This window comes from Pedobacter sp. HMWF019 (genome assembly GCF_003061025.1).
Lineage (GTDB): Bacteria > Bacteroidota > Bacteroidia > Sphingobacteriales > Sphingobacteriaceae > Pedobacter.
The window spans coordinates 1-26,286 of the sequence record NZ_QAIL01000089.1 but is presented as its reverse complement, the minus strand read 5'-3'; the positions used below and the strand labels follow the sequence as shown (position 1 = coordinate 26,286).

Annotated in this window: 21 protein-coding genes; 8 read left to right on the top strand and 13 right to left on the bottom strand. The window is 41.7% G+C overall.

The window, feature by feature from the left end:
* Window positions 1-325: 325 nt before the first annotated feature.
* The 5 genes from DBR11_RS05845 (at window position 326) to DBR11_RS05825 (ending at window position 6,996) form a co-directional block, all read left to right on the top strand.
* Window positions 326-1,069, top strand: a complete 744-nt coding sequence (locus tag DBR11_RS05845) for a LytTR family DNA-binding domain-containing protein (protein ID WP_108550672.1) — start codon at window positions 326-328, stop codon at window positions 1,067-1,069.
* Window positions 1,066-2,982 (top strand): histidine kinase, encoded by a 1,917-nt coding sequence (locus DBR11_RS05840; RefSeq protein WP_108550671.1) that lies wholly within the window; start codon window positions 1,066-1,068, stop codon window positions 2,980-2,982. Before DBR11_RS05845 ends, DBR11_RS05840 begins: the two co-directional genes overlap by 4 nt.
* Before the next feature lie 129 nt (window positions 2,983-3,111).
* The gene (locus tag DBR11_RS05835; protein ID WP_108550670.1) at window positions 3,112-3,474 is read left to right on the top strand and encodes a hypothetical protein; all 363 of its coding nucleotides are present in this window, start codon (window positions 3,112-3,114) and stop codon (window positions 3,472-3,474) included.
* A gap of 62 nt (window positions 3,475-3,536) precedes the next feature.
* Window positions 3,537-4,331 (top strand): GLPGLI family protein, encoded by a 795-nt coding sequence (locus DBR11_RS05830; protein ID WP_108550669.1) that lies wholly within the window; start codon window positions 3,537-3,539, stop codon window positions 4,329-4,331.
* A complete protein-coding gene (locus tag DBR11_RS05825; RefSeq protein ID WP_146186470.1) occupies window positions 4,321-6,996 on the top strand; it encodes a carboxypeptidase-like regulatory domain-containing protein in 2,676 nt (891 codons plus the stop codon). Before DBR11_RS05830 ends, DBR11_RS05825 begins: the two co-directional genes overlap by 11 nt.
* 1 nt (window position 6,997) lies before the next feature.
* Here DBR11_RS05825 and DBR11_RS05820 read toward each other — a convergent pair whose 3' ends face one another.
* Window positions 6,998-7,924 carry a Dyp-type peroxidase gene (locus tag DBR11_RS05820; RefSeq protein WP_108550667.1) on the bottom strand — a complete coding sequence of 309 codons (927 nt, stop codon included), beginning with the start codon at window positions 7,922-7,924 and terminating at the stop codon, window positions 6,998-7,000.
* 195 nt (window positions 7,925-8,119) lie between these two features.
* Here DBR11_RS05820 and DBR11_RS05815 point away from each other — a divergent pair, with 195 nt between their 5' ends.
* Window positions 8,120-10,267, top strand: coding sequence for an alpha-N-acetylglucosaminidase (locus DBR11_RS05815; protein WP_108550666.1), 2,148 nt, complete (start codon window positions 8,120-8,122; stop codon window positions 10,265-10,267).
* Here the strand turns inward: DBR11_RS05815 and DBR11_RS05810 are convergent.
* The 9 genes from DBR11_RS05810 to DBR11_RS05770 all read right to left on the bottom strand — a co-directional run bounded on the left by DBR11_RS05810 (window position 10,209) and on the right by DBR11_RS05770 (window position 22,535).
* Window positions 10,209-10,751, bottom strand: coding sequence for a LacI family DNA-binding transcriptional regulator (locus DBR11_RS05810; RefSeq protein ID WP_108550665.1), 543 nt, complete (start codon window positions 10,749-10,751; stop codon window positions 10,209-10,211). The two genes, DBR11_RS05815 and DBR11_RS05810, sit on opposite strands and share 59 nt — an antisense overlap.
* Window positions 10,721-12,166 (bottom strand): DUF1565 domain-containing protein, encoded by a 1,446-nt coding sequence (locus tag DBR11_RS05805; protein WP_108550664.1) that lies wholly within the window; start codon window positions 12,164-12,166, stop codon window positions 10,721-10,723. The genes DBR11_RS05810 and DBR11_RS05805 overlap by 31 nt, the downstream gene beginning before the upstream one ends.
* A 36-nt stretch (window positions 12,167-12,202) precedes the next feature.
* Entirely contained in the window at window positions 12,203-13,531 is a 1,329-nt protein-coding gene (locus tag DBR11_RS05800; protein ID WP_108550683.1) for an IPT/TIG domain-containing protein, read from the bottom strand.
* Between the two features lie 35 nt (window positions 13,532-13,566).
* Complete coding sequence (locus DBR11_RS05795) at window positions 13,567-15,393, bottom strand: RagB/SusD family nutrient uptake outer membrane protein (protein ID WP_108550682.1); 1,827 nt, start codon at window positions 15,391-15,393, stop codon at window positions 13,567-13,569.
* Window positions 15,394-15,434: 41 nt separating this feature from the next.
* On the bottom strand, window positions 15,435-18,869 hold the full coding sequence (locus DBR11_RS05790) for a TonB-dependent receptor (protein WP_108550663.1): 3,435 nt from the start codon (window positions 18,867-18,869) through the stop codon (window positions 15,435-15,437).
* Window positions 18,870-19,017: 148 nt separating this feature from the next.
* Complete coding sequence (locus tag DBR11_RS05785; RefSeq protein ID WP_108550662.1) at window positions 19,018-20,145, bottom strand: FecR family protein; 1,128 nt, start codon at window positions 20,143-20,145, stop codon at window positions 19,018-19,020.
* 85 nt (window positions 20,146-20,230) lie between these two features.
* Entirely contained in the window at window positions 20,231-20,794 is a 564-nt protein-coding gene (locus DBR11_RS05780; RefSeq protein ID WP_108550661.1) for an RNA polymerase sigma factor, read from the bottom strand.
* Window positions 20,795-21,184: 390 nt separating this feature from the next.
* Window positions 21,185-21,892, bottom strand: coding sequence for a Crp/Fnr family transcriptional regulator (locus DBR11_RS05775; protein WP_108550660.1), 708 nt, complete (start codon window positions 21,890-21,892; stop codon window positions 21,185-21,187).
* Window positions 21,893-21,938: 46 nt separating this feature from the next.
* Complete coding sequence (locus DBR11_RS05770) at window positions 21,939-22,535, bottom strand: class I SAM-dependent methyltransferase (protein ID WP_108550659.1); 597 nt, start codon at window positions 22,533-22,535, stop codon at window positions 21,939-21,941.
* Window positions 22,536-22,677: 142 nt separating this feature from the next.
* Here DBR11_RS05770 and DBR11_RS05765 point away from each other — a divergent pair, with 142 nt between their 5' ends.
* Complete coding sequence (locus tag DBR11_RS05765; protein WP_158275219.1) at window positions 22,678-23,055, top strand: DUF4440 domain-containing protein; 378 nt, start codon at window positions 22,678-22,680, stop codon at window positions 23,053-23,055.
* A gap of 76 nt (window positions 23,056-23,131) precedes the next feature.
* Window positions 23,132-23,848, top strand: coding sequence for a 2OG-Fe(II) oxygenase (locus DBR11_RS05760; RefSeq protein WP_108550657.1), 717 nt, complete (start codon window positions 23,132-23,134; stop codon window positions 23,846-23,848).
* 224 nt (window positions 23,849-24,072) lie between these two features.
* Here DBR11_RS05760 and DBR11_RS05755 read toward each other — a convergent pair whose 3' ends face one another.
* The 3 genes from DBR11_RS05755 to DBR11_RS29505 all read right to left on the bottom strand — a co-directional run.
* Entirely contained in the window at window positions 24,073-24,879 is an 807-nt protein-coding gene (locus DBR11_RS05755; protein WP_108550656.1) for a phytanoyl-CoA dioxygenase family protein, read from the bottom strand.
* Window positions 24,880-25,130: 251 nt separating this feature from the next.
* Window positions 25,131-25,910: an SDR family oxidoreductase gene (locus tag DBR11_RS05750; RefSeq protein ID WP_233260659.1), complete on the bottom strand. Its 780-nt coding sequence runs from the start codon at window positions 25,908-25,910 to the stop codon at window positions 25,131-25,133.
* Window positions 25,911-26,015: 105 nt separating this feature from the next.
* Window positions 26,016-26,286 (bottom strand): hypothetical protein (locus DBR11_RS29505; RefSeq protein WP_158275218.1); only part of this gene is annotated, 271 nt, incomplete at its 5' end.

Genomic DNA, 26,286 nt, shown 5'->3' with positions numbered 1-26,286 from the left:
TATTTAGGTTATACAATCGGTTTGTAATTATGATTTTACGAAAACGTTTGTTTAATTAGATAATAGTTTTTTTGGGGAAAATATGATTTCTGATCGCGCTGAATCTTACAGGTTCTGAGGCTTGATCATGAAATCATATTTTCTTGGGCGCAGACCGGGTATGGTGCAGGATTGGGTATGGCGCAGACTAGGGTGGGGGTAGGGCATAGGGAGTTTATCTGTGTTGTGGCTTATCTTCCGTTTTATAAATGAGTTGTAGCGAATTGTAAATAAAACGGATTTCCTGGTCTATAATTATTATTTTACCAGACACAATTAGTTAAATATGACAACTGTAGCGATTATAGAGGATGAACCTGCGATCCGTAAAGAAATAAGCTATCTGATACAACAGGAAGCCAATACAGAACTTGTTGGTTGGAGCGACAGTGTACGGACTGCAGTAAAGTTGATTGAGGAGAAACAGCCTGACGTCATATTAATGGATATCCAGCTCAGGGATGGAACGGCTTTTGACCTTCTTAAAATGCTGTTCCCCATTCCGCAAAATATCATATTCATCACTGCATATAACCATTTCGCTATCAAGGCCATTAAGTATGGTGCATTAGATTACCTGCTGAAACCAATTGATCAAACCGAATTGAAAGAAGCACTCGAGCGCTACCGCCGCCGTACGGATAACAATCCGCAATGGATGCAGCAATTATCGATGGCACAGGATTCTATGAGTGCGGCAGAACTGCCGGAAAGCATTGCGCTTAACTCCGTTCATAATGTGCGTATAGTATCTGTACACGATATTATCTACTGCAAAGGCGATGGTCCCTATACTTTTTTCTTTCTGAATGATGGCACAAAGCAACTGATTTCCAAACCGCTTAAATACTATGAAGAATTGTTGCCCGCACCACATTTTCTGCGTACACATCAATCCTATCTGGTAAATCGTCGGTTTGTTTCGGGTATTAACCGTTCGGAATACATTGTGCTTAAAAACAAGGAGGAAATTCCAATTTCTACGCGACGGAGAAGTGCTGTATTAACCCAACTTTTTCCAGAAAAATGAAACAAATATTGCGGCTCTCACTTTTCGGAGTGATGATTTCATGGACTATGGCTTGTCATAAAAAGCCGCTTCCGTCCCTTCAGAATAATTTGATTTCTGAGAAAATAAGAAAACTGGAAAATGTTGCAGTCTCTCCGGGAAATAGTGATTCAGTAGTTAGTGAATGGCGGAAGTTAGACGAACATCCACTCGTGAAAAAGGATGCTGTACTTTCAGCAAATGTTAAATATAATTTGGCCCGGTTATATGGCATGCGTGGGCAGGATTCGGCCCGTTTTTTTGTGGAAAAAGCTTTAGAGCTTATAGAGTCGACTGGAAATCAGAAGTATAAAGCGCTTATATACAATGGGGTGGGTAATGTGCGAAGCATGGAGGCAAAGCAAAGAGAGGCAAGTTATTATTATAATAAAGCGGCAGCCATTGTATTATCTGATGCTACAACTGGCCTGTCTCCCGAAGCCAGATCTGTTATACTGCTATCGGCTGCGCAGAGTAACCGGACTTTCTTTCAATACCATCTGGCTGAAAAAATGAACCGCGCAGCATTACCATTGATCGATTCTCTGCCCCAGGGGCATATCAGCAGACAGCGGGCGTTAGTACAGATGATACAGATCTTGAACCTGCAACAAAAGCCGGCAGACAGTATGGCTCCTTATCTGCGGAGATTGGAGGTGCTTCAGGCTCTACACCCTGATAAATATAATATCAGTTACCTGTACGAATCGAAGATGAAGTACTTTGATGCGGAAAAACAAAATGATTCGCTATTACACTATCAGTTGTTGAAAACAGAAGTAGATGAGGTTACGTATGACACCGGACCTTCTTCGGTTAATATCAACAACTTACTTGTTGACTATTGTAATGTTGCCACCATCTATGTCGCACTCAAGCAACCCCCAAAGGCGGCTCAATTCATCGATAAAGCGAAAAAGTTGAAGGAGCAGCATCCAAGTCTGATTCTGGATGATGATGAAGTCGTATATCAGAAAAGTTTGGCTGAATTATACAGTTTACAAGGTAGAAACAAGGACGCAACAGGGGTGCTGAAAAATGTGGTCAGATTGCAGGAAAATCTTTATCAGGCGACGCACACACAAGCCCTTGCTGAAATGAATGCACTTTATCAATTACAAGTGAAGGACCGTTCTATACGCGCTTTAAATGAAAGCATTAAGATCAAACAACTTCAATTGCAGCAAAATCGTTTGTGGCTTGTTGTTGCAGTATTAAGCGTTGTTTTGTTGGGTGTAACGTTATTATTTCTTTATTATAATTTTCGACAGCGTAGGGCAAGACAGGAAAAAGAAAAGGTATTGTTACATCAACAATTGTTGCGGACACAGATGGAACCTCATTTCATATTCAATACTTTATCAGCAGTGCAGAGTTTTGTCCGTCTGGATAAAAAAGAGAAAGCCATTAAATACCTCAACCGGTTTAGCCGTTTGCTTCGCAACAGCCTGGAACTCAGTCGGGAAAGTCTGGTTCCCTTAGATGAAGAAATTGATACGCTGGAAAACTACCTCTGTTTACAACAAATGCGTTTTGAAGAAGCTTTTACCTATCACATCCGGAAGCCAGACGTACAGGATTTAGGTGCGGTTATGTTACCTCCCATGCTGATACAGCCTTATGTGGAAAATGCGATCCTCCACGGTATAGAATTGGAATCGGGTGGTGGCAATATTGATGTCTGCTTTGAGCTTGAAGAAGATGTGCTGCGCGTAACAGTTACTGATACCGGTAACGCCGAGGGCTATCGATCAGATACAACGCATCGGTCATTGTCGGGCGCTATCAGCCGGGAGCGAATGGATTTGTTGGGTAAAAAAGCAGGCGTATTTTTTACCCGTGGTTCAAATGGCGGCACAATTGTAATCCTGCAGATTCCAGTAGTGTTTGGGTAATTTTGCGAATTGTAAATGGCAATTGCGAATCATAAATGGCTTGATAATTTAAGTAGGATGACTTTTATTTTTACACTGAATTAACGCATACGACAAGCGTATGCAGTGGTTTAATTAAAATAAATAACTATGAAAAAATTATTAATGAGTTTGGTAGCTGTGGCATTTATGTCATCTGCGGCCTTCGCAAAGACTGGTGAAGTTAAACCAGCAGAGAAAACGGTTGAAAAAACAGCGGTATACACAGCTGTTGCTGGTAAGTCCAATGTTAAAATAGTCGGAGAGGCTAAAGAAATCAAGAAAGGGAACTTCAAGACATTATGCAGATTGACCATGAGTATCTACAACACGAGCGGTCAGCTAATAGACACTCAGGTTTTAACCTATACGTGTTATGGAGCCACCGACATGTTCTACAGTAATTGTGGTGAATACTTTAGCGCCACTATACAAAATTACCAAAATTATTACGGAAACCCGAACCATAATTAAGTCGTAACTATGAACAACAACAAAGTGAACCGGAAGGTTCACTTTGTTGGTTTTTAAGATCCATGAAACAGTATTTACTATTTGGTTTGCTGCTGTGTGCTTCGTGGAGCGTGCAGGCACAAAAATTACATGCGGTATATGAATATATACCTTCTGCCGTGGCGACCTTCCGGGAGCATGTCTATTTCGGAGACGGTGTTAAAGTGGCTGTCCGCGATTCAGTGCCGGTGGCAGCGGATAAGAAAGAAGGTAAAAGTCCGGAAGGTGAAATGTTTTCCAGTTTTTCTTTGGTACTCCATACTGATAAAAATTACAGGAACATTGTTATTCAGAAAAACAATGAAAACGATCTGTTAGAAATCCGGTCAATTCAGGGAAAGAATTATCAGGTGACTGATAAATTTCCACAATTGCAGTGGAATACTGACTATAGCAGTACGGATACCATAGGCAAATATATCTGTCACAAAGCGACAGCCAGTTATCGTGGTACCAAGCTTATTGCGTATTACACCAATGATATTCCGGTGCCGGCAGGTCCTTATAAATTCGGCGGGCTACCAGGTCTGATCGTGATGCTGTACAACGAAAGCGCAAACCCGAACTATTGGACGCTCAAAGAAATCTCCTATCCATATGAGGGTAGCATTCCTGTAAATCAAGGGTATATCTATTCCTTGCCAAAATTGTCCTTGCAGAACTATATTAAGAAAAATGATGCACTGGTAGAGGAACAGATGCGTATTATGGAAAGTAAAATGCCGGCGATGGAAGGCGTAACGATCGAAAGGAAAAAGGTGAGAGGTACGGTGGAGCAGGTCTATGAATGGGAAGAAAAAGGCCTGCGTGAAAAGTAGGTTTTTTGGGTGCGGATGGGTATTGCTCTGCTTTTGGTCTGTTGTATTTTCTGCCCGGGCGCAGGTGTCTATCAGCGGAAAAGTGACTTCCGGGAGCCGCCCTGTTGGTGGTGTTCGGGTAGACCTTCATCGGGATAGCATTTCCTGCCTTTTGGCCTATACATTTACAGACGGCGAGGGAAAATACCATATACAAACAACTTATGCCGGCAAAATGAACTTGTATTTTAAGGCACTGAGCTATGAACCGGCACATAAAGAAATTAGACCAGGTCAGGCAAATATGATTGTGGATATACAGCTCAGTGCTGGTGGTGTGGAGCACCTACAGGAAGTTGTGGTCCATTCGAAGCGGCCATACAGGTTGGGAAAAGATACTATCGAGCTGAATGTACAATCGTTTCTGCAAGGTGATGAACGGACTGTAGAGGATCTGCTGAAGAAGATTCCCGGGTTAAACATCGGTACCGACGGGAGTATCAAAGTTGGTGATAAAGAGGTAGAAAAGGTGATGATCGAGGGCGATGACTTTTTTGAAAAGGGTTATCGGCTGCTCACACAAAATATGTCTGTCCAGCCCTTGGAAAAGATACAGGTCTTGCAACATTATTCCAATAATAAGCATCTGAAAGGGATTGAAAACTCAGACAAGGTAGCGCTGAACCTGCAGTTGAAAGAAGACAGCAAAAGCCAATGGTTGGGTTCGGTATCTGTTTCCGGTACGCCGATAACACCGGCATTTTACTACGGCAGTGTTAACTTGATGAATTTTGGAAAAAGGAACAAATATTATCTGTTGGGCACGGCCAATAACAATGGTGTGGATGCCGTGAGCAGCATCAACCATCTGCTGTATCCTGGCAAGTCTGATGAACCTGGACAGATCGGTCTTGGCGTGGTTACGCCTACGATTATCGATTATACACCTGATCTCCCAGGTTTTGATTATAAAAGGACAAATTTTAATCGTGACAGGCTGTTGTCAGTCAATACCATACTAAACCCAACCAAGCAGCTTAAAGTGAAGTGGCTGGGCTTTGTGAACCCTACAAAAAAATCCTTCTATCAGAACATATTGCAGGAATACCATATTAAAGATATTCAATTTACCAATTCGGAGGTTTATGAATTTAACAAACGTATTGACAATTACTTTTCGAGATTAGAGTTGCAGTATGAGATCAATAACCGCTCAACGCTCACCTACACCGGAAATCTGGGATCTCTTGGCAGGGATGATACCGGAAACCTGTTGTTCAATGGAGCAAGTGCAACAGAGTTGACATCCACTCAGGGCTATGTAACCAATCACAACCTTACACATACCTACAAGTTATCAGACCAGGAAGCCCTCGTGAGTTCCGCCCGCTGGATCATGCAGAGATCTCCTCTGGATTACAGCATTGATCAATACTATTATGAAGACCTGTTCCAGGTCGGCGGCATTTCTGATGTACATCAGCATGTTGAGAATAATCTACAGTACCTAGGTGTTACTTCGCACTATGTACGCAGGCAAAAAGGTGGTGATTTTATGGAGATTGCCTTTGCCAACGAATATAAGAACCAAGAGCTGGTAACGGATTTCGTTTTGCAGGGAGATAATGGCGACCAGATTCGCCCTTCCGGCTTTTCAAACCAGGTGGGTCTACTTACCAATCAGTCCCGTCTCCTGGCTAAATACACGTTGAAGCGTAAAAAATGGGAATGGACACCGCAGTTGAATGCAGGGTTTATACATAGTGACCTGCGGACGAACGGCCTGGCTCGAGACCGAAATAACTGGTTGATTTCTTCGCGGTTATCTGCAAAATGGGAACCATACCGCAAGGGAAAGCTGGAGACAGACCTTTCGTTCCAGCAGACCAATACCGAAGTGATGGACGTCATTCCCAGCTTCTATAATACCGGTCTTCGGAATTTTGCAAAGGGAATGGACGATATGGCCACTTTGAGCAGTTCGGGAGTGATACTGACCTATACGCATGGCAACATGCTGGATAAATTCTTTGCCAGTTTATCGATAGGCTATAAAAGGCTGTTCGATTATATGAGTAATCAAAGCATGCTAAATGCAAACTATAACCTGGCCCAACAAGTGCTGTTAAAGAATAAAAAAGTGGCCTTTTATAAAGCACAGTTCAACTACTATATACAGCCGCTGAAAGGGAATTGTAAATTGGATATTGGTGCTGATTTCTCTGATTACGAAGCCGGTATAGCGGGGGTGGGAAACCGAAAGATACAATCCGGGTCGCATGATTATGGCTTGTCTTTCAGGAGTGTTTGGAAATGGAAATTAAACATATACACCGGAACCCGTATGCAGTTCACTTCTTTTAGCAGCGAGAGCAAGAGCCGGTTGAAGAATACCTACAGTTTTCTAAACCTATTTGTCAATGTTGCTGATGGTATTCAGGCCAATCTGAAAAATGAGGCGTATCATTTTGGCGACTTTTTTGCTACTTCAAAAACGTATTATTTTTCAGATTTTTCGCTGTCCTATGATGTGAAGAAAATTAAAACCAGATTTGAGCTGACCGCAAAAAATATTTTCAATAATCGTCAATTTAAGAATGCCGTCATTACAGATACCTACCAGGCTGTTACCGAATACCGTCTGTTGCCACGTTATATTGCATTAGGGGTGGATTATAGTTTCTAGGTTACTCAGATGAAAGTTCATCCAGCATGTTAAATGTGGGTACAAAAAATAAGCTACCTGTTTTTGCTGTGCTGAAATCTAAAATCCTATCGTAATTTCCTGCCGGAGAACCAATAAACATATTGTTCAGCATCTTCTCTACAGTGCTGAATGTACTTGCATAGGCTATAAAATAGGTGCCCATTTCATTTGTAGAGATGTTGCCAAAAGGCATATTATCACGTACGATTTTAAAATCATCACCTACATTGGCCAGGGCGATGTGTGCATTTGCAGGTTTAACATCGTCTGCCATTTCTACATCATTAGATTTGTATCGTCCAATTACTTTCTCCTGCTGTTCTGTGGAAAGCGTCTTCCATGCAGATAGATTATGGATATATTTCTGTACGAAAAGGTAGCTCCCTCCTTTATAAGCAGCATCATCGTCTCCGATCATACTGAAGAATTCCCTGTCTTGTCCCTGTGGGTTTTCGGTGCCATCTACAAAGCCTAAAATGGAACGGCTGTCCCAATATCTAAAACCATGAATTTCTTCTGCACTGGTGGCTACTGCTTCTAAGATATCGCTTATTGCAGCTGCCATATCGTAGCAGATGCTGGTGTTATCGGCCCTTATATGGAAATGTAAGTCCCCTTTGGATGAAACGGCTGTATGCTTTTCGCCGGTAACAGGAACAAAATTCACCAATTCCTTAGGTAGTGGGAGTGGAAGGTTGAGTTGATGCCAGGCATCATATCCGATTCCCATTACACAACTGGCTCTTGAAACCGGGAAGCGAACGTTAACAGAATTGTTCAGGTTGATCACGAGCTTACAAAGCTGATTAAAAACAATCCTAACCTCTGCATTATCCTTGAAATTCCATACCATAAATATGGTGTTGTTATTGGTGTAGTCTGTTACATTCTGTAAATCCTGTTTCATCTGCTTATAATCTGGCGTGTGGTGCGAAAATAAGAAAAATTGCTCATGTTAATTGAAAATTACACAATCGATTGTGCCATTCAATACAACCGATTGTGTAGTTTTTACAGCCATAAGCTACCAATTGCAGGGAATATTTTATTCCGGGTTTTAACTAGATTCGGATCATTAGAAATTGAAAATCAACCTAAAATTATGCGAAAATTTACCTGTCTGCTCTTGTTCTTAATCCCATTAGATCTTTTAGCCCAGCAATTTAGACCTGTACAAGACCTGATTAAAAGGAGGGTCCCCTGGTTAGAAAATCAGGTTGTTTTCAAATCATTGAGAAGCGGAGAAAAGGATATGGTTGAATTGCAGAGCCAGGGAAACAAGCTGGTTATCACTGCTTCAGGTTCGAATGCGGCCGCAGTAGGATTGAACTGGTATTTAAAGTACTATTGCCATCGTTCCATGTCACATATGGGAGATAATCTTGCTCCTGTGTCTTCAATTCCAGCTGTAAAAGAGCTTGTACGCATAGAGGCACCGGCCAAGTACCGGTACGCTTTGAATTATTGCACTTATAATTATACGATGAGTTTTTACGATTGGAAAGACTGGGAGCATGAACTGGATTGGATGGCTTTGAATGGAGTGAACTTAATGCTCACCGTAAATGGGATGGAAGCGGTGTGGCAAAATACGCTGAAGCAGATCGGATATTCCGATCAGGAAATTAACGATTTTTTAGTGGGGCCTGCTTATACTGCATGGTGGTTAATGGGGAACATACAAGGTTGGGGCGGGCCAATGCCTCAAAGTCAGATCGATGGCCGGAGAATATTGCAGCAACGGATGATGGAGCGGATGAAAGGACTTGGAATAGAGCCGGTGTTGCAAGGTTTTTATGGAATGGTGCCGAGCTCTTTAAAAGAGAAGACCAAAGCGCCGATTATTGACCAGAAAACATGGGGTGCATTTAAACGCCCAGATATTTTAATTCCTGGTCATCCTGATTTTTCCAGGATAGCGGGAATATACTATAAGGAATTAAAAAAGACTTATGGCAAAAACATCCGCTTTTTTGCAGGAGATCCCTTTCATGAAGGAGGAATTACAGATGGTATAGATTTAAAGGGGGCGGGTAGGTCTATTCAAACTGAAATGCAAAGGAATTTCCCAGGATCAACCTGGGTGCTCCAGGGTTGGCAAGACAATCCTAAACAGAAAATGCTGGATGGTCTTGATAAATCACATGTGCTGGTACAGGAATTGTTTGGTGAGTTTACCAATAATTGGGAAAAAAGAAATGGTTATGATTCGACACCATTTATTTGGTGTGTAGTAAATAATTTTGGAGAAAGACCTGGCTTGTACGGCAAATTACAGCGTTTTGCAGACGAAGTTGACCGGATAGGTAAGAGCCCATATAAAGATTTATTTAAAGGAGTGGGCGTTATGCCTGAAGGACTCAATAACAATCCGCCTGTATATGATCTGATGTTAGAACTTGGATGGAGAAAAGATCATGTTGATGTTAAAAAATGGGTGGCGGGATACACCAAATATCGGTATGGAAGTGCAAACAAACACATTGATGTGGCTTGGCAGGGATTCCTGGAAACAATATATCAAAGCCTTCCAGGCTACCAGGAGGGGGCAAGTGAGTCTGTGTTTTGTATCCGCCCGGCGCTGGATTCCAAACCTGCCTCTCGCTGGGGCACCCGGGAAAGAAACTATGACAGCATAAAATTTAAAGAGGCGGTTCTGAAGTTTGCTAAAGCGGCACCTGAATTTATAAATTCGGATACTTATCAGATCGATCTGATTAATATGCTAAGGCAAGTGCTGGCAAATGATGGTGAGCTGGTTTTTCAGGCTATGGGGAAAGCTTACCAAGAAAAGAATACGGGTGAGTTTACCAGGCTTTCTGGTCAATTTCTGGATATGATCCGTTTAACAGATGAATTGCTGTCTAGCCATCCTTATTATCAGTTAAATACTTATAAGGCCCAGGCTTTGAGTCTGGGGAAAACCAAGGAGGAGAAGGCGCTTAATATCAAGAATGCCATGATGCTGATTACCTATTGGGGCGAAAACATCAGGACCGAGGATAACCTGCATGAATATGCTTATAAAGAATGGGGAGGATTGATCAAGGACTTTTACCTCGTAAGGTGGAAAATGTATATAGATTATTTACAAGATAACCTACAGGGTAAAAACACGCAGGCTCCCGACTTTTTTATGTGGGAGCGCGCATGGGTGGAGCAGAACCTGGAGGTTAAGCCCGAAAGTCAGACTAAGTCTTTAGAGCAGATAACTGCTGAAATTCTAACATTGAAAACAGGTATTCAATAGCCTGATCGGATTGATTTCCTGCGATATCCCTGTTGTCTAAAGTGACAACAGGGATATTGTATCTTCTGAGCTGTTCAAACTGCTCTATATCTATGGTGGATTTGGTCACTGCAATCAGGATGCCGTCAACCCTAAGGTTCTTCATGTTTTCCAAAATCTGTTTTTCCCGGTCTGGTTCTTGAAAAGACTGACCGAAAATTACATTATAATTCTTATCATGAGCGCAACACTCTATTTCACGAAGTATTGAACAATAAGAGTTTTCTGCGATATCCGGTAAAACAACACCTATAGTAAAGGTTTTTCCTTGCTTAAGGAATACTGCATTCTGGTTGGGGTGGTAATTTAATTCTTTAGCTATTTTGTTGACCCTCATCGTAGTCACCAGACCGATACTTGGGTGTCCCCGAAGTGCTCTGGATACTGTTGAAGGATCTATCTTGAGTCGTCTCGCTATATCTTTGATTGTGGGTATCTTTTCCATTTTCTGCTTAAATTTGAGTAAAACTTAGGACTAACTATTTTTAGGGTGGAATTGGCATCCTGACTACTGATTTTTTTCCAGATCTGGAAATCGGTAATCGGGTTGCCGTTGGTGCTGTTCCAGATCCATTGAGGCTGTGTTGTGGTAAAATAGCTATTGTGATCAATGGTATTATGACTTCCGGTTAGGGTGTATTTATGGACCAGCAGGTCCTTAGGTCCAGCATACACGGTATTGTTCTTAATTACATTGCTGTCGCAATGCTCCGTTAGTCTGAGCTCGCCTTCAATTTCTCCAAATGCTCCCGGAACACGATTATTCTGAAATAAGGTATTGTTCAAAATGCTACAGTTTTTTGTGCCGGCGATGGTGTAGTTTAAATAATCTCCCATATAAATACCTGCCCTGTAGCAATCGTAGACCAGATTGTTTCTTACGGTAGTGGTTCTTGTTGGATAGATATTGCTTTCACTGACCAGACCAATCCCTCTGTCGCTTTCGTAAACTACATTTCTTTCAATAATGGTATTCGCTCCGCCACAAACATAAATGGAAATGGCACCGAACCTGTCAGGCCCCCATGTCTCAGGTGTTTTGGTCATTGTGTTGTGATGGAAAATATTGTCGCTGATTACGCCGTTGCGGGCATAATTGGTTTTTACCACTCCATGAGGGTTTAAACCATCGCCTCCGGCTACAATAACACCAATGTTTTCTGTATCATATACTCTATTGTGACTGAAAATGAAGCCGTCAATATTCCCCGCCAGAGTTACGTTTTCACTTGTTCCGGTTTGCGTATCGTGTATTGTACAGCCAGTGATTAGCAGGTTAGATATTGGTGTGTTGTCACTTCCAATAACCAATATAGCATGGCCGCTTCGTCCTTGTTCAAGTGTAGCCGTACTTTTGATATTGTAAATATTGCAGTTTTTGATCGAAATGTGCTGTGCATTCCCATTGATTGTGATGCCTTGGGGGTCTGTATTGATACTAGAACTGCTGAGGTTGCAGATGTCGAAACCCTCAATAGATACATAGCTTATATTGCTTACAGTAACCATGGCCATCCATCCGGAAACCACGGTTTTGCTGCCGTCAATAACGGGTTTTTCTCTGGGATAGTTTTTTAGACGGATGTATTTACCAGGATAGCCTGATTTTGGAAATTTCACTTCCTGATAATAGGTGCCTCCTCTAACAACTACCTGGTCGCCAGGCGCAGCATGGCTCAATGCCTTATTGATGGTTTGAAAAGGGGCGGTGATACTTCCGGTGTTGGTATCGGAGCCCTTAACGGATACATAATATGTATGGGTTTTTTCTTTAGCTTGAAATAATGTCGCAAAAGTATTCGTAGTACAAAAGAAGGTTTGTACTACGAATACCAGGCTTAAAAAAGCAGATGGTTTCATGTTTTAATTAAAATTAGGTGTATGTAGGGCTTTTAATTATTCGGAAATGATCTTCCTGATCCTGTTGTTGTTCTTGTCTAATACATACACAGTTCCATTTTTGTCTACCGCGACTCCGGTAGGGGCACTGAAGGAAGCCTGTCCGCCCACTCCTTCTGAGAAACCAGCGCTACTGCTCCCGGCAAATGTGCTTACTTCATAGGTGCCAGCCTGAATATAGCGAATGCTTTGGTCTGGATTGGTCGTGCTTCCACCACCTGTCCCATTGCCGGCCACATATATATTATTACTGCTGTCTATTGCGATTCCCCATGGAAAGGAGAATAACGCAGATGTAGCTGCTCCATTTACATAACCTGCATTTCCCAATTGACCTGCAACGATACTGCTCTGCCAGGTGCCGGCAGTGAATTTTCTGATCACCTGGTCGCCATGTACGGATACAAATAAATTGCCGGTATTGTCAAATTTAATACCCGCAGGGTAATTGAGTCCGGAGATGATCGCCTTACTGTTACCTTGGGCATTGATCTGATAAATGTTGCCAGGACTGGAACAACTTGCGTAGTAAACATTGCCGGTAGTTTTATCAAAGGCGACGCTCCATGGTGCCTGGCTTCCAAAGCCCCATGTGGTGGCCTGACCATCTGGTGTAATCATTCTTATATCCCAATTGCCCGGATCTACACAGTACAGATTTCCATGGGTATCAATAGCCAGGTCATAAGGCAAAGAGAAATTTGCGTTATGACCTTTACCATCGGAGTAACCCGATAGGTTAGGGTTACCGGCTAAAGTACTCACGTTCCCTAGCGAATCAATTTTTCGGATACAGTGGTTGCCAGGATCGGCCACATATACATTGAGATTATCGTCTACTACGATACCGGAACTCCTGTACCAGTTCTGGCCGCCCAGGTTAAATGAGGCATCTGTTCCTTTTCCATTGGCAAAGCCTGGGTTGCCAGAACCTGCCAGGGTAGTTACCGTCCTGGTATATTCATAATTGAAAATGGCCTGGCTGGACCCCTCTCCGTTTTCTATTTTTACTTTTATTGGTCCTGTCTTTGATCTTTTAGGTACAACTGCCATAATCTGCGTTGCATTAGCGCCTATTACTTTGAGTGGCCGGCCGTTCAACGTTACAGAAACCTTAGAGATGTCGGAAGAAAAGTTACTTCCGGTAATGAGTACTTCAGTACCACCTGAGCCTTTTTTTGGAATGAAATCTGAAACAGTGATGGGTGAAGAAGCGTTGTAAGTACTATCCTTGTCTTTTTTACAACCTGCAAACAAAAGCAGCAGGCTGGCAGTGTAACATAATAAATGTTTGCGTTTTACCGATATATTGATGAATTGTTTCATGGATTGCTTTGTTAAATACATATTGATGCCTGATTTTACCAACCTGGATTCTGCACAAGTGCTCTGTCTCTATCCATTTGGTATTGAGAGATTGGAAAGAGATACATCTTGTTGTTCCAGGCTCTTTTTTGAAAAAGGGTACGGTTGTAAAACCGGGTAAAAGCAAAACCCTGGCCACCATCATCTTCATTTACATTCATACCATAGATGGTTTGGTTTTCCGTGGCGCCCAGCATCAGCCTCCTGACAAGCGTAAAGTACCTGTCGCCTTCAAAGCAAAGCTCCACCTGTCTTTCCTTTAGTATGTATTTTCTCATTAGTTCCTTATTTCCAACTGCCAAAGGGTATACGGTTTCTATGCCTGGGAGCCCTGCCCTTGATCTGACCAGGTTTAACGTTCTTACAATGTCTGCATTGGAGGGGTCATATTCATTTAATGCTTCGGCATAATTCAGGAGTATTTCAGCATAACGGATAAGGATAAATGGCCTATAATTGGTCGCGTCCTGTCTGATGTTATCGGCAGGCCCTACATTTTTTAGAAAATCATAACCTGTAATGTTATTGGTAATCCCCGATGCTTTGGCACCTGCTTTGCCTGTATAGTAGAATTCTACGCGACCTGTACCATCAACATTGCCTGTTGAAGAGAAAAAGTTTTTATCATCGACAGTAGGGGCGGGCAATACCGGACGGGCATTATACTGTACGTAAGCATAAAAACGTGGTTCACGATTGGCATACATGTTCCATTGACCTTTTTTATGGGCCCAGTAGTGTGCTCCATCGGTTCCCGCAAATCCTGTTTCATTATATTGGGACAGAGGATCATCAATACTGCGGCCGTTGTCCATGTAAAAGGCGTCAACAACGTTTTGGGTGGCATTATACAGGTTAATACCGCCGGGGTTGGGTGAGGAGGCCTTAACGTAACCCCAATAGTTCCATGAATTTCTAGAGAACAGGATTTCGCTGTTCCAGTTGGTCAAAAACAAATCGCGTACAGATAGGTAAGGGTCAAACTGGGTACCGCCATTATCCAGATTAGTGAACAATTTATAGGCATTAAGGTCGATCACTGCTTTTGCCGCATCTGCGGCGATTTTCCATTTACTGGCATCATAGTTTGCAGGGGCTAAAGCAGTTCCGTCCTGATTCTTAAGTGAAGCGAAGGCCGGGTTTCCATTCCATAAGGGGCTGGCTGCCCATAAGGTCAGCTGTGATTTTACGGCAAGGCAGGAGCCTTTGGACGGGCGGCCATAATTGCTGGATGATGACCAGCTGGCCGGTAAAACCGCAGCTGCTTCATCCATCAATTGATTAATATAGTTTTTGCAGTCTTCAAATGTGGCTCTTGGATAGGTATTGAAATCAGCGTCCAGCGCCAATGGGCCGGTAAGTTTTACAACCGGTCCATATTGTTTGATCAGCTGCCAGTAAAACCATCCCCTCAGGAATTTGGATTCTGCTTTATACTGCGTTTTCAAGGCAGAACTCAACTGTGATTCCGGAACTCTATCCACATTGGCCTCAAAAATAAAGGAGGACCGGATCCCCTTATAATAATTGTCCCAGTGGTCATAATGGGCATTCACCGGGCTCCAGTCTCCGGCGGCCATTCGTCTTGCGCTGGTGCTCGGTATGGATATGGAAGCTTCGTCGCTGGTACCCTGGTGTGGATAGTCGATTTCCAGTATGGCCCCATAGATATTGTATAAATAGGATTCTGCATTAGCTCTGTTGCTCCACAGGATATCCGAGGTCAGCAAATTATCCGGTTTTTCATCCAGATGTTTGCAGGAGAACAAAATGCCTGTCAATAAGCATGACCCTATTGCGATAATGAATATATATTTTTTCATCTCTTTAATTTTTAATGCTTGTAATTGATCCATAGCTTTGATTAAAATGATACTTTCAGTCCCAATGCAAATGTTCTTAATGGCGGATATCCTGCGGCATTCGCACCCAATTCCGGATCCCATAATTTAAATTTGGAGAAGGTGAGCAGGTTTTGACCTGTCAAATAAAAGTATACAGACTTAATACCTGATTTTGTTAGAAATGCATCTGAAAATCTATATCCCAAAGTGGCCTGTTTCAGGCGGACAAAACTGGCATCTTTTGACCACCAGGTACTTGGCTGGTAATTGTTGCTGTTTTGATTGGCAATGCCCAGCCTCGGATAATCTACATTCTGGCTTGGGTTTTCAGTAGTCCACCTGTTTTCCAGGTTGGCCAGCATTCCTGAAGGATACAAGCCCATTCCTGTAAAAGGAACGATACCCGCACCCTGTGCCCCGTCGCCAGTTACCGCAGATCCATTAGCCATAAAGGTTGCACCGGAAATGCCCTGGAAAAAAAGGGAAAGATCTATACCTTTATAACCTACAGTAAAACCCGCACCATACAAAATGGTAGGAACATCAGATTTACCAGTAAATATCCTGTCAAAGCTGTCTACCACACCATCACCGTTCACGTCTTTATATTTAATGTCCCCCGGTCTTAATATCGCACCAAACTGACCCGGGCTTTTGGAGATCTGATCCTGTGAGGTAAACAGGCCTTCAGCAACATACATCAGATTGTCCCCATATTTATGTCCTGTGGCCTGCTGGTAGGCATAGAGTTGTTTGGGTTCATCCTGCTGTATAATTTTATTGTTGTTATAGGTGAAATTCCCATATAAACGGAGGGATACTTTTCCGATGTTTTCATTATACTCTATGTTGGCATCTATACCATGATTGTTCATCTCGCCTAAATTGGCAAATACAATTCCTGATGTACCCAGGATCCCTGAAAGGGAACCGCGTGAAATGAGGATATTTTTTCTTCTTTCCTTATAGTAGTCTACTGTGATGTTAAACTTATTGAACAAACCAATCTCTAAGCCAATGTCATCTTTAGTTGATTTTTCCCAGGTGAGGTTTTCCACACCGATCACACTTTCCGTAACCCCATTGAAAATGGTGCCATTGTATCCAAGGCCTATAGAGCTACCGGGACCATACTGGCTGAGATAAGGAAATCTTTTGAGCCCGTTAGTGGAACCGATCTGGTCGTTTCCTACCAGACCGTGGGAACCTCTGATTTTGAGTAAGTTCACGGCTGAAGATAATTTGCTGAAAAAAGGCTCTTTGGAAATTACCCAGCCCGCTGAAAAGGAAGGGAAAAAACCAAATCTTTTGCCAGGCTCGAAGTTTTCGGAACCGGTATAACCGGCATCAAATTCGGCCATGTACCGATCGGCATAGGAATAGGTAATCCTGCCTGCCATACCCTGATTTTTAAAAGGAATAGAAGAAATCACATCGCCGGCTGAGCTCACGATCCTTGAACGCATATTGTATAAAAGCAAGCCACCGAAATGATGATTGCCAAAGTTGCGGTCATAATTGATATTGGTCTCCAGGTACATCGTTTTTTCTGCCTGTGCAGATTGGGAATAGCCTAAAAACTGATCTCCGATCCGGGACTGGTTCAGGACCAGGTTTCCATCGGCATCTCTTCCGCTGGCCATATACAGACTGTTTTTTCCGAATCTTCGGTTATCGTTTTCACTATAGGAGTCAAAAGAGAACCTGGCCATGGCGCTTAGACCATTTGTAACGCGGTCCAGTTTTTGGTTGATGGAGAAAATGGATTGTATGGTTGGCCTGAATTCTGTTGCATAGCCGGTGTTCTGGATCTCATTGAGCGGATTGGAGCCTACATTGTTATAAGGCCCAGCCCAGGATCCATCGGGATATTGTATAGGAAAAGCGATAGGTGGGGTCAAATAAGCATTATACCAGATTTTGCTGGCAGAAAGACCCGGGTACCTGCTGCTCACCAGCATCGCGTCCAGGTTCATGGACAGGAGCGTTGTGGGGCTCAGGTCAATGTCAAGATTGGTCCTGAAATCATATCTTTTAAAGTTAACATTTGGGTTATAGCCGTTTTGTTTGGTTACTTTATAGCTGCCGTCCTGGTCATAAAAGGAAGCAGAAACATAATATCTTACGGTCTTGGCTCCCCCGCTCACATTTAAGTTGCTGTTGAAACCAGGTGCCCAGTCTTTATAGGTAGCTTTGAGCCAATTGACATTCGGATACAGATAGGGGTCCAGGCCACTGGCTGTCTTTTGGATCAATTCTTCCGAATATACGGGCTGGTTGCCATCATTGACAGTTGCTTCGTTGTACAGCCGCATCCAGGAAACCCCATCGAGCATTTTTGGCATTTTAGTGAGACCTGACATGGAAACTTCAGTTTTAACTGAAATCTGCGGCTTGCCGGCAACGCCTCTTTTTGTAGTGATGATCAATACGCCATTGGCCCCTCTGGCGCCATAAACTGCAGTAGCCGATGCGTCTTTTAGCAGGGAGATGCTTTGTATGTCCTCTGGGTCAATATTATTATAGGAGCCTCCAAAGGAACTGTTTACATCGTCTCGCTGTACGCCGTCAATGATGATCAACGGTTCTGAGTTGCCTGTGAATGTGCCAATACCCCGAATGGTAAAGGAGGCGTTGTCGTAACCTGGTTCCCCGCTTCTCTGCATAGAGATAACCCCGGCAACTTTACCTGCCAATGCATTGGAGAGCGATCGGTTAGGTGTTTGCATATCAGCCATATTAATGGTACTTACGGCACCGGTAATGGTTACCTTCTTTTGCTTACCATAGCCAACAACGACAACCTCATCAAGTGCTTTATCCTCATCTGTGAGGGCAATATTGAGTACTGTTTCATCTTTTACGGGTATTTCCCTGGTTACAAATCCTATCATTTGAATCATCAGGATATCATTTGGATCGGCCTGGATTTTAAAATTTCCATTGTAATCTGTAGAGGTCGCTTTTTTTGTGCCTTTGACGATTACTGTTGCTCCCGGAATTGGATTACCTTTTAAGTCTGTTACTTTGCCACGGATGTCCAGGGCTGAGAAAATGTCAATCAGTTTGTCCACGGCCTTATCCAGGATTGAAGTTTCTTTTGGTTTGATCATAATGGTTTTTCCATCTATGATATAGGTTAAGGGCAGGTTGTTCAAAACTTTTTTAAGTGTGACTTCCAGTTCCTCATTGTTTACGGAAATGGTGATGGGTTTGACTCCATTGAGTATCTTTCGGTCAAATAGGAAGTTGTATCCACTTTGATTATGGATCTTTTCTAATGCACCCTTTAATGATACTTTACGTTCATTAAGTGTAATGCGCTGCCCAAAGGTAGCGGCACTGACCTGCATTAAAGTGAATAGGAGCACGATGGTGGTTAGGCGCATAATCATCCATATTTTACGGATATAACGACCTGTTATACCCGGTTTGCTGGCATAAAATCTATACATTTTGCTATATTTGGTTGCGCAGTAGCCTCTCAGCTCTAATTGTTAGGCAACTGCATGTTTCGGTTAATATGATTTGTTTATTAACGATGCCAATAATTATCGGGGGTGTTTGCAGCACTCCTGGTGATTTGGCATTCCAGGGAAGTAGTTATTCTGTCACAATTACCCTCCTTTCTTTTATTTCGAAATGAACATTGCCAACGGTTTCTATCCATTTCAATACTTCCGAGAGGTTGCTTTTTCTTGAAACCAATCCTTCAAGGATGAGGTTTGAGTTGGCATTTGATTCGTAAACTATCTCAACATTATACCACCTTGAAATCTTACGCATAGCAGATTTAAGATCTTCTCCGTCGAATATGAAATTCTCATTTTTCCAGCCTATGGCTTCATTTGTGTTGACCTGACTTATATTTATCAAGCCTGCAGCATTAATGGAAGCTTGCTGGCTAGGTTTTAGCACAAGAGGTTTCCTGACTTGATTGTCTTTTAAGCTCTGGACCTGCATACTTCCTTCTACCAGTGTTGTTTTCGTGTAGGATTCGTCAGAATAACTGTTAATGTTAAAGGCTGTTCCCAGATCCTCTGCTATTTGTGTTGGTGTCTTTACCCGGAAGGGTTGTTTAGCATCGTATTTAACTTCGAAATAAGCCTCCCCGCTAAGCTCGACGAGACGTTCTTTAAGCCGGGAGAACGTAGAGGGGAATTTTAGAGAAGATGCGGCATTTAACCATACCCGGGTTCCGTCTGATAAGGTGATTTGGTACTGGCCGCCTTTGGGGGTTGATACTGTTAATGGCTCTGATTGTTCAGTTCCTTTTTGAGCTGGTATAACAGGGGTGCCATCATTATAGGTAAGTTCGGAATCCTCGATTACAATACCGCCTTTAAGGTTGTTCAGGTTAAGCTTTTGACCATTTGCTAAGGTTACAATTGCCTTGTTGCTTCCTGGTTTAACATCATGAAGCGCTAAATTATATGCAGATTTGTTTTTGACATGTATGTAGAAATAGAGGCCGGTACTTAATATCAGGAACAGCGAAGCTGCTACTAAAAGACCTTGTTTTAGTTTTTTATGTTTGATTTCCGGCTGCAGGGTTGTCGTCATCTCTTTAATGGAGAGGAGATCCTCATGCAATTCTTCTGCTGTCAGGGCTATTGGGATATCTTTATTCCATTGGCCATACCAGCTTTCTAAAAAAGCAATTTCCGTGGCTGTGCAGGTGCCCTTATGGTATTTTTGTAAAAGTTGGTCTATTTCCTCTTGTTGCATCATATTAGCGGGGGAAGGAGCGTACCTTCCGCATTCAAAGATTAAAGACGAAGCAGACTGGTCTTGGGGGTAAAGGAAATAAAAAAAATTAAAGGGATAGAAACAGCAAGGACCCAAATTTAATGCGAAGTACTTTTAAAGCATTATTTACCGTGCTTTTTACAGTTTGTTCAGAAAGGTCTAGCTCCTTCGCAATTTCCTGATGACTAAGGAATTTCTTTCTGCTTAATTCAAAAATCTGTCTGGTGCGTTCCGGGAGGTTTGCTATTTCCTGGTCTATGAGCGCTTTAAGCTGGTTTTGCCGAACCAGGTGATCTGTGGTAACCAATCCCGTTTCCGCGAACTGCTGGATGGATTGTGTATAGGAAACTTTTAATTTCTGTTTGGCAAGGAGGTCGAAAATTTTGTTTCGAACTGAGGTATACAAGTAGCCGGATAGCGTTGTTTTAAAATCAATTTCCTGACGTTTAATCCACAAGACTGTAAATAATTCGTGAACAATGTCTTTGCATTCTTCCCTTGATTGAAGTCTTTTAAAAGCATGAATGTATAAAGCCGCATGATAGCGATTGTAAATTTCAGTATAAGCCAGCCTATCATCAGATTTAAGTAAATCTGTTAGTTCTCGATCATTATGGCTTTTGTATGACATTTTTGTTTGGGTACACTAACCTACATAAATATTAATTCTCCTCCAAAATAAAAAGATCTTAAGCGTAGGAAGTTGGATAGGGGAATTGTTCGGAAAATTCTGTACAGCTGCTTCACGACTAACGATATCAGGCGGGCTGAAGAAGCCCACAGATCTCTGAGGCCTTTCCGCAGTGTACGAGAATTTTCCGTAGCAAATTGCAGAGGAGGGAGGTGACCGGTACAGAGCAGAAATAAATTATTTTAATCATCTTCTTTTGCATCCAACCCGGTCTGCACCCAGAAAAATATGTTTTTGTGATCAAACATCAGGGCCTGAAGCTCTTCGCGGAAGGTCCAGAGAGATCATAAAACATATTTTTAAAACAAAACCATTAGGTAATCGGCGACCTTATTTGTAGTTACTGCGGTTTACCAGTTTAACAATATCATTGACCCATATTTTGCGGCCTTCAGTCCGTATAATCTGTTCATTTTTAAATTCTTTGAGTAAACGGATCACATTTTCTTTAGCAATACCAGCCATATTCGCCAGGTCTGCTCTGGAGAGGTTGATGCTGGGTTCTTCGCCGGCAGGTGTTCCTATTTTTGATTTCTCCCTAATCAGGATGAGGGATAGTGCCAATCTTTCCGCCGCGGTGCCCTGGCTGGAAATGGAAAGGTTGTTGGTCAATACACTGTATTCGTGACTTAATGCTTTAAGCAGGCGTCTCGCAAATGTGGTGGATTGTTGCAGTATGTCCAGAAAGTCTTCTTTTGGGATAAAAGTGATTAAGCTTTCCTCCAGAGCTGCAGCAGAATCCGGGTAACGCTCTTCAGCAAGGATAGCATGATAGCCAATCAATTCATTTTTATTGGCTACGTAAATAATTTGTTCCCTGCTGGCCGGTCCGGTTTTGTATTTTTTTATTTTACCCTGGTGGATGAAATAGATACCTGAAGGCACCATGCCTTCTTTGAAAAGGATTTCACCTTTCTTGTATTTTTGCGCACCTTGTTTGGTGATCAGGAACTGATATTCTGCTTCAGTAAGGGCGTTAACTACCGTTTGGGTGCTGAAGTTCCATTTCTCTATTGGGAAAATTCCTGATAAGCTCATGTCGCAAAGATACCTTTATAGGGATGCTTTTTAAAAAAGTACTTGTTTAATGTTTAATCAAAAGTTTTAGTTTTTGATCAAAACTACTGTCTGTAAGCCGATAGGAGGCGGGAATTTCGTTTTCATCAACATGGTAGGTAACCAGTCGGGTCCCTATTGGTTTTTCTTCGAGGATCTTATACAAGTAATTTGCATAGTAGTTGTAGAGGCTTGGAGAGTATTGTATGCTGTTGTCAATTCTTCCGTTACTGGATAAGTTTTCGGCAAAAGAATTGAAAAAATAGATACCATCATAGTCTTTTAGATTGATTTCGGTAAAATCACCATGGGTAAAATGGACGTTGTTTAATCCGGATAGTATTTTCAGCCGCTTGGAAGTTTGGTAGAGATTTTTGCGTTGTTCTATTCCATAGAATTCGGCATGAGGACAGTAGTGTGCGGCGGCGATACAGAATTTACCGACTCCACTACCAATGTCAATAACTCTGCTTCCGGATTGTGGAGCAAGAAAGGTTGCTGCAGTTTTGATTATTTTAAGTGGACTCCAGTGTATTTTTGATAGTTTTTGTATTCTCAATGAAAATTGCTGGTCGAATGCTTCGTCGTCTCGGTAAGGGTTTGAGTTCAGTGATGTGATCTTCATTTATTATCTCTTTAGAAGAGCGCTTTCGTTGAACGAAATTAAGAGGTTTTATAAGTAAATGTTGTGGTAACAGATCAGTTCTAAAGATGATAAATATCATGTTTTAATTTTTGGTATCAATTGTTATTTATATTTGATGTCTATGTTTACGTTTAAAAAAGAAGAAGATTTGATCAGACAATACCGGTTAGATTCCAATGTCTGTATTGCAAAAAGAGATGTTGATGGTGTTTCTAAGTACTGGATGCCTGATTTTGTCCAGGTAGCTGGTGATGGCAGTCATACTACAGGTAAATCTCTTATTGCCGCTGACTGGAAATATATGTTTTCCCAGAGCAGCCCTGTGTTTGAACGTTTGCCTGACGAAATTGTAGTAGGAGAAGCAGGAGATCTGGCCTGGGAGAAGGGCAAATGGGTTTATAAAAATGACAAGTACTGGGGGAATTATTCTGCAATGTGGCGAAAAATTAAAGGCAAATGGCTTACGCAGTGTGAGTTGTATGTGTCGTTAAACAAATAGTAAAACAGCCAATTGCGCAAGATCCGGGTTTTTAAGCCGATACTGCGGCGCTAATTTTGTGTCTTCAACGATAAATATGATGATACAAAGTTTAGATGAACGACTGGAAGAAAAAGACTGGAAGACCATTTCCGGAGAATTGCACAATAAAGGTTTTGTACAGGTAAAAAATGTGCTTCTTAAAGAGGAGTGCAAACAATTAATAGAAAACTATAGCTTAGTGGATACTTACCGTAAGACCATTACGATGGAGCGTTATCGTTTTGGTGCTGGTGAGTATAAATATTTTCGGTATCCTTTGCCTCCTTTGATTACCAATATACGGGAAACAGTATACGCTAAAATTGCACCTGTTGCCAATGCCTGGATGGAGGAATTGAACATTGATCAACAGTTTCCACCCTCACACGAGGAGATGAAAAAGCGTTGTGCGGATCATGGACAAATAAAACCCACTGTTTTAATTCTAAAATATGGGGTAGGGGGATTTAACACTTTACATCAGGACTTGTATGGGGAGATTTATTTTCCAATACAATTGGTGTTGTTCTTAAATAGTACTGAGGATTATACAGGTGGTGAGTTTGTTTTGACCGAACAAATCCCGAGAGCGCAGTCTAAAGCAAATGTACTTCGTCCCGACCTTGGTGATATGTTGTTGTTTTCAACGAACTTCAGGCCGGTTAAAGGTACAAAAGGTTATTACAGGGTGAATATGAAACATGGTGTAAGCCCGCTGCACAACGGAGAACGGCACAGCCTCGGAATTATTTTTCACGACGCGTTGTCCTGATGGTAAATAAAAGTTGAAAAATAAAGAAAGGGATGTCGCATCCACGCACATCCCTTTTCTAACCAAATATAAACTGTATGAACGAGTTTCTCTTTTTATACTTTTTTTACAAGTATCCATTTATGTTTTATCCTTGTTAATCTGGCAGAACAAAATAATTGCAAGTTATTTAGTTTTCCTGATCTGGATAAATAAGTAATTAACAAGGCAATGATCATAAGCAATTATTTTACCAATCCTGCAAAGCGCTGATAAAACGCCGTTGGACTGTTTTCTGTTTTAGGTTCATATTTACCGGCTATAATAGGCAGATAAATAACTCTTCTCCGGCTTGATTCTCCGGTTACGGATGATTGTGCCACCCGATGCCACAGACGACCATCATGTACAGTTAGATCTCCTGCAGTCGGTGTAATGGCCAGTTCATTAGCATCTGCATGGTTATCCAGAAAATATTTTTTCCTGAAAAGCAGATTATACAAACTTTGCTTATGTGTTCCTGGCAGAATTCTTAGCCCGCCATTCTCAGGGTTTAAAGTATTCAGATGAATTCCAATATTTAGCATAGGGTTTAGTTTCAAACCATGAAAAATATCGCGTAAGCCATCAGTATGCCAGCCCATTTGAGTAAACTTACTTTCTTCGCTATTCACATAGTGATTCAGTACCATGCCATCCTTTTCTTCCGTTCCCAATCTTGCACCTGGGGCGATAAGGTTTAGTAAAACTTCCAGTCTCGGATCTTGCGCCAGTTCAGCAAACAGAGGATGCTGCTGATTTAAGAAGGCAAAACGCTGTACGATCGCAGATCCATCAAGGTCTTTACCATACTTTACCGGAATACCATTAACCTTAACTCTATTGATTTTTAGCCACTCCGACTGCACTTGTTCTGATGCTCGTATTACATCCTGAATGGTTTCTGTTTTTATAAAATTTTTGAAGTGAATAAAGCCATTTTCATTGAAGAAATCTTGTTGTTCAGTGGTGATTTTATGACCTAAAGTGAATTGTACATATTGGTGGTTCATGGTTAAAAGGGTTTGGGTTTAGAAAAGGACAGGATGCCCAGCCGTTAGTTAGGCAGGTTAGAAGATATTAAACAGGAAAGAATAAAGATTAACAACAACAGCAACAACCGGCCCCTTTGAGAAGGGACATTCGCATGGTACATGCAGTGAGGTTGTGGTTGATTTGATTCATTTAATAAAGTCTACTAATAAAGTAGACTTTACAAAAGTATAAAATTATTTGATATAAAAAATTTATTTGAAAATAAATTTTATTCCTTGTATAAACCGGCTGCAACTTTCTCTATTAGTGATTTGGGCAGGTGACTGGCACCAAAAGCAGAAATCCAGTTGATGAAGCCTGGTATAATTTCTGCTTTTTTGTTAAACATTCCTTTTAAGCCTGCTTTGGCAACGATTTTTGGTGACATGTTAAATTTATCAGCCAGATCTGCAAAGGTATCCAAACCCGCGCGGCTGGCGAAACCTGTATTGGTAGGTCCGGGACAAAGACAGCTTACCGAAACAGTAGAATCTTTTAGCTCGTAGCGTAATGCGCGGCTAAAAGATAAGATAAATGATTTTGTTGCCGAATATACGGCCAAACGCGGAACGGCCTGATAGGCTGCTGTACTGGCTATGTTTAATACGAAGGATTGTTCTTGGAGCTTGAGCAACGGTAATAAGAGATGTGTTAACTCTACAACTGTATTGATATTGAGCTGGAGCATATTCAATTGATCTGTTATAGAAAGACTCTCAAATGAACCAAACAAACCATAACCTGCATTATTAACCAGAATAGAAAGAGTCACAGCTTGTTGTTGCGTCCATTTGAACACTTCGACAGGAGCCGAAGATAAGGAAAGATCTAGAGGCAGATAAGAAACTTTTACCTGATGATCATTCTTAATTTGCGTAGAAAAAAGGGAGAGTTCATCTTCCGATCTGGCTACTAATAAAAGGTGATAACCAGCCCTGGCGAGTTCCAGCGCCATCTCTTTTCCAATTCCCTTACTCGCACCAGTAATTAAAGCATATTTATCCATCATTCCGTTTTATGGCGAAATATAATATTTAATTCCCAAGAATGATTTTGAAATGATAGGAGAACAATAATGAAAAGGTCTGCAAATTAAATACAGACCCTTTTTATATTATGTTTTGCTTTCTGTTACTGTTTCAACTTTATCCCCAGCAGCTACTTCGGTAGTAATGATATGGCTTAGATTTTTGTTTAATTTTTTTGCAAGCTTTTTTGATAGTTTATCAGAAGCCCTTTTTAACTCTTTTTTGACTTCCTTTGGATCATGACCAAGTGTGGTGATCGCTTGCTCAAATTCCTGCTGAATTTTAATGTCTAATTCTTTACGGATTTGTTTTTTCGCAGACTTCGCTGCAAGTCTTTTCTTCTTCTTACTCATGGAT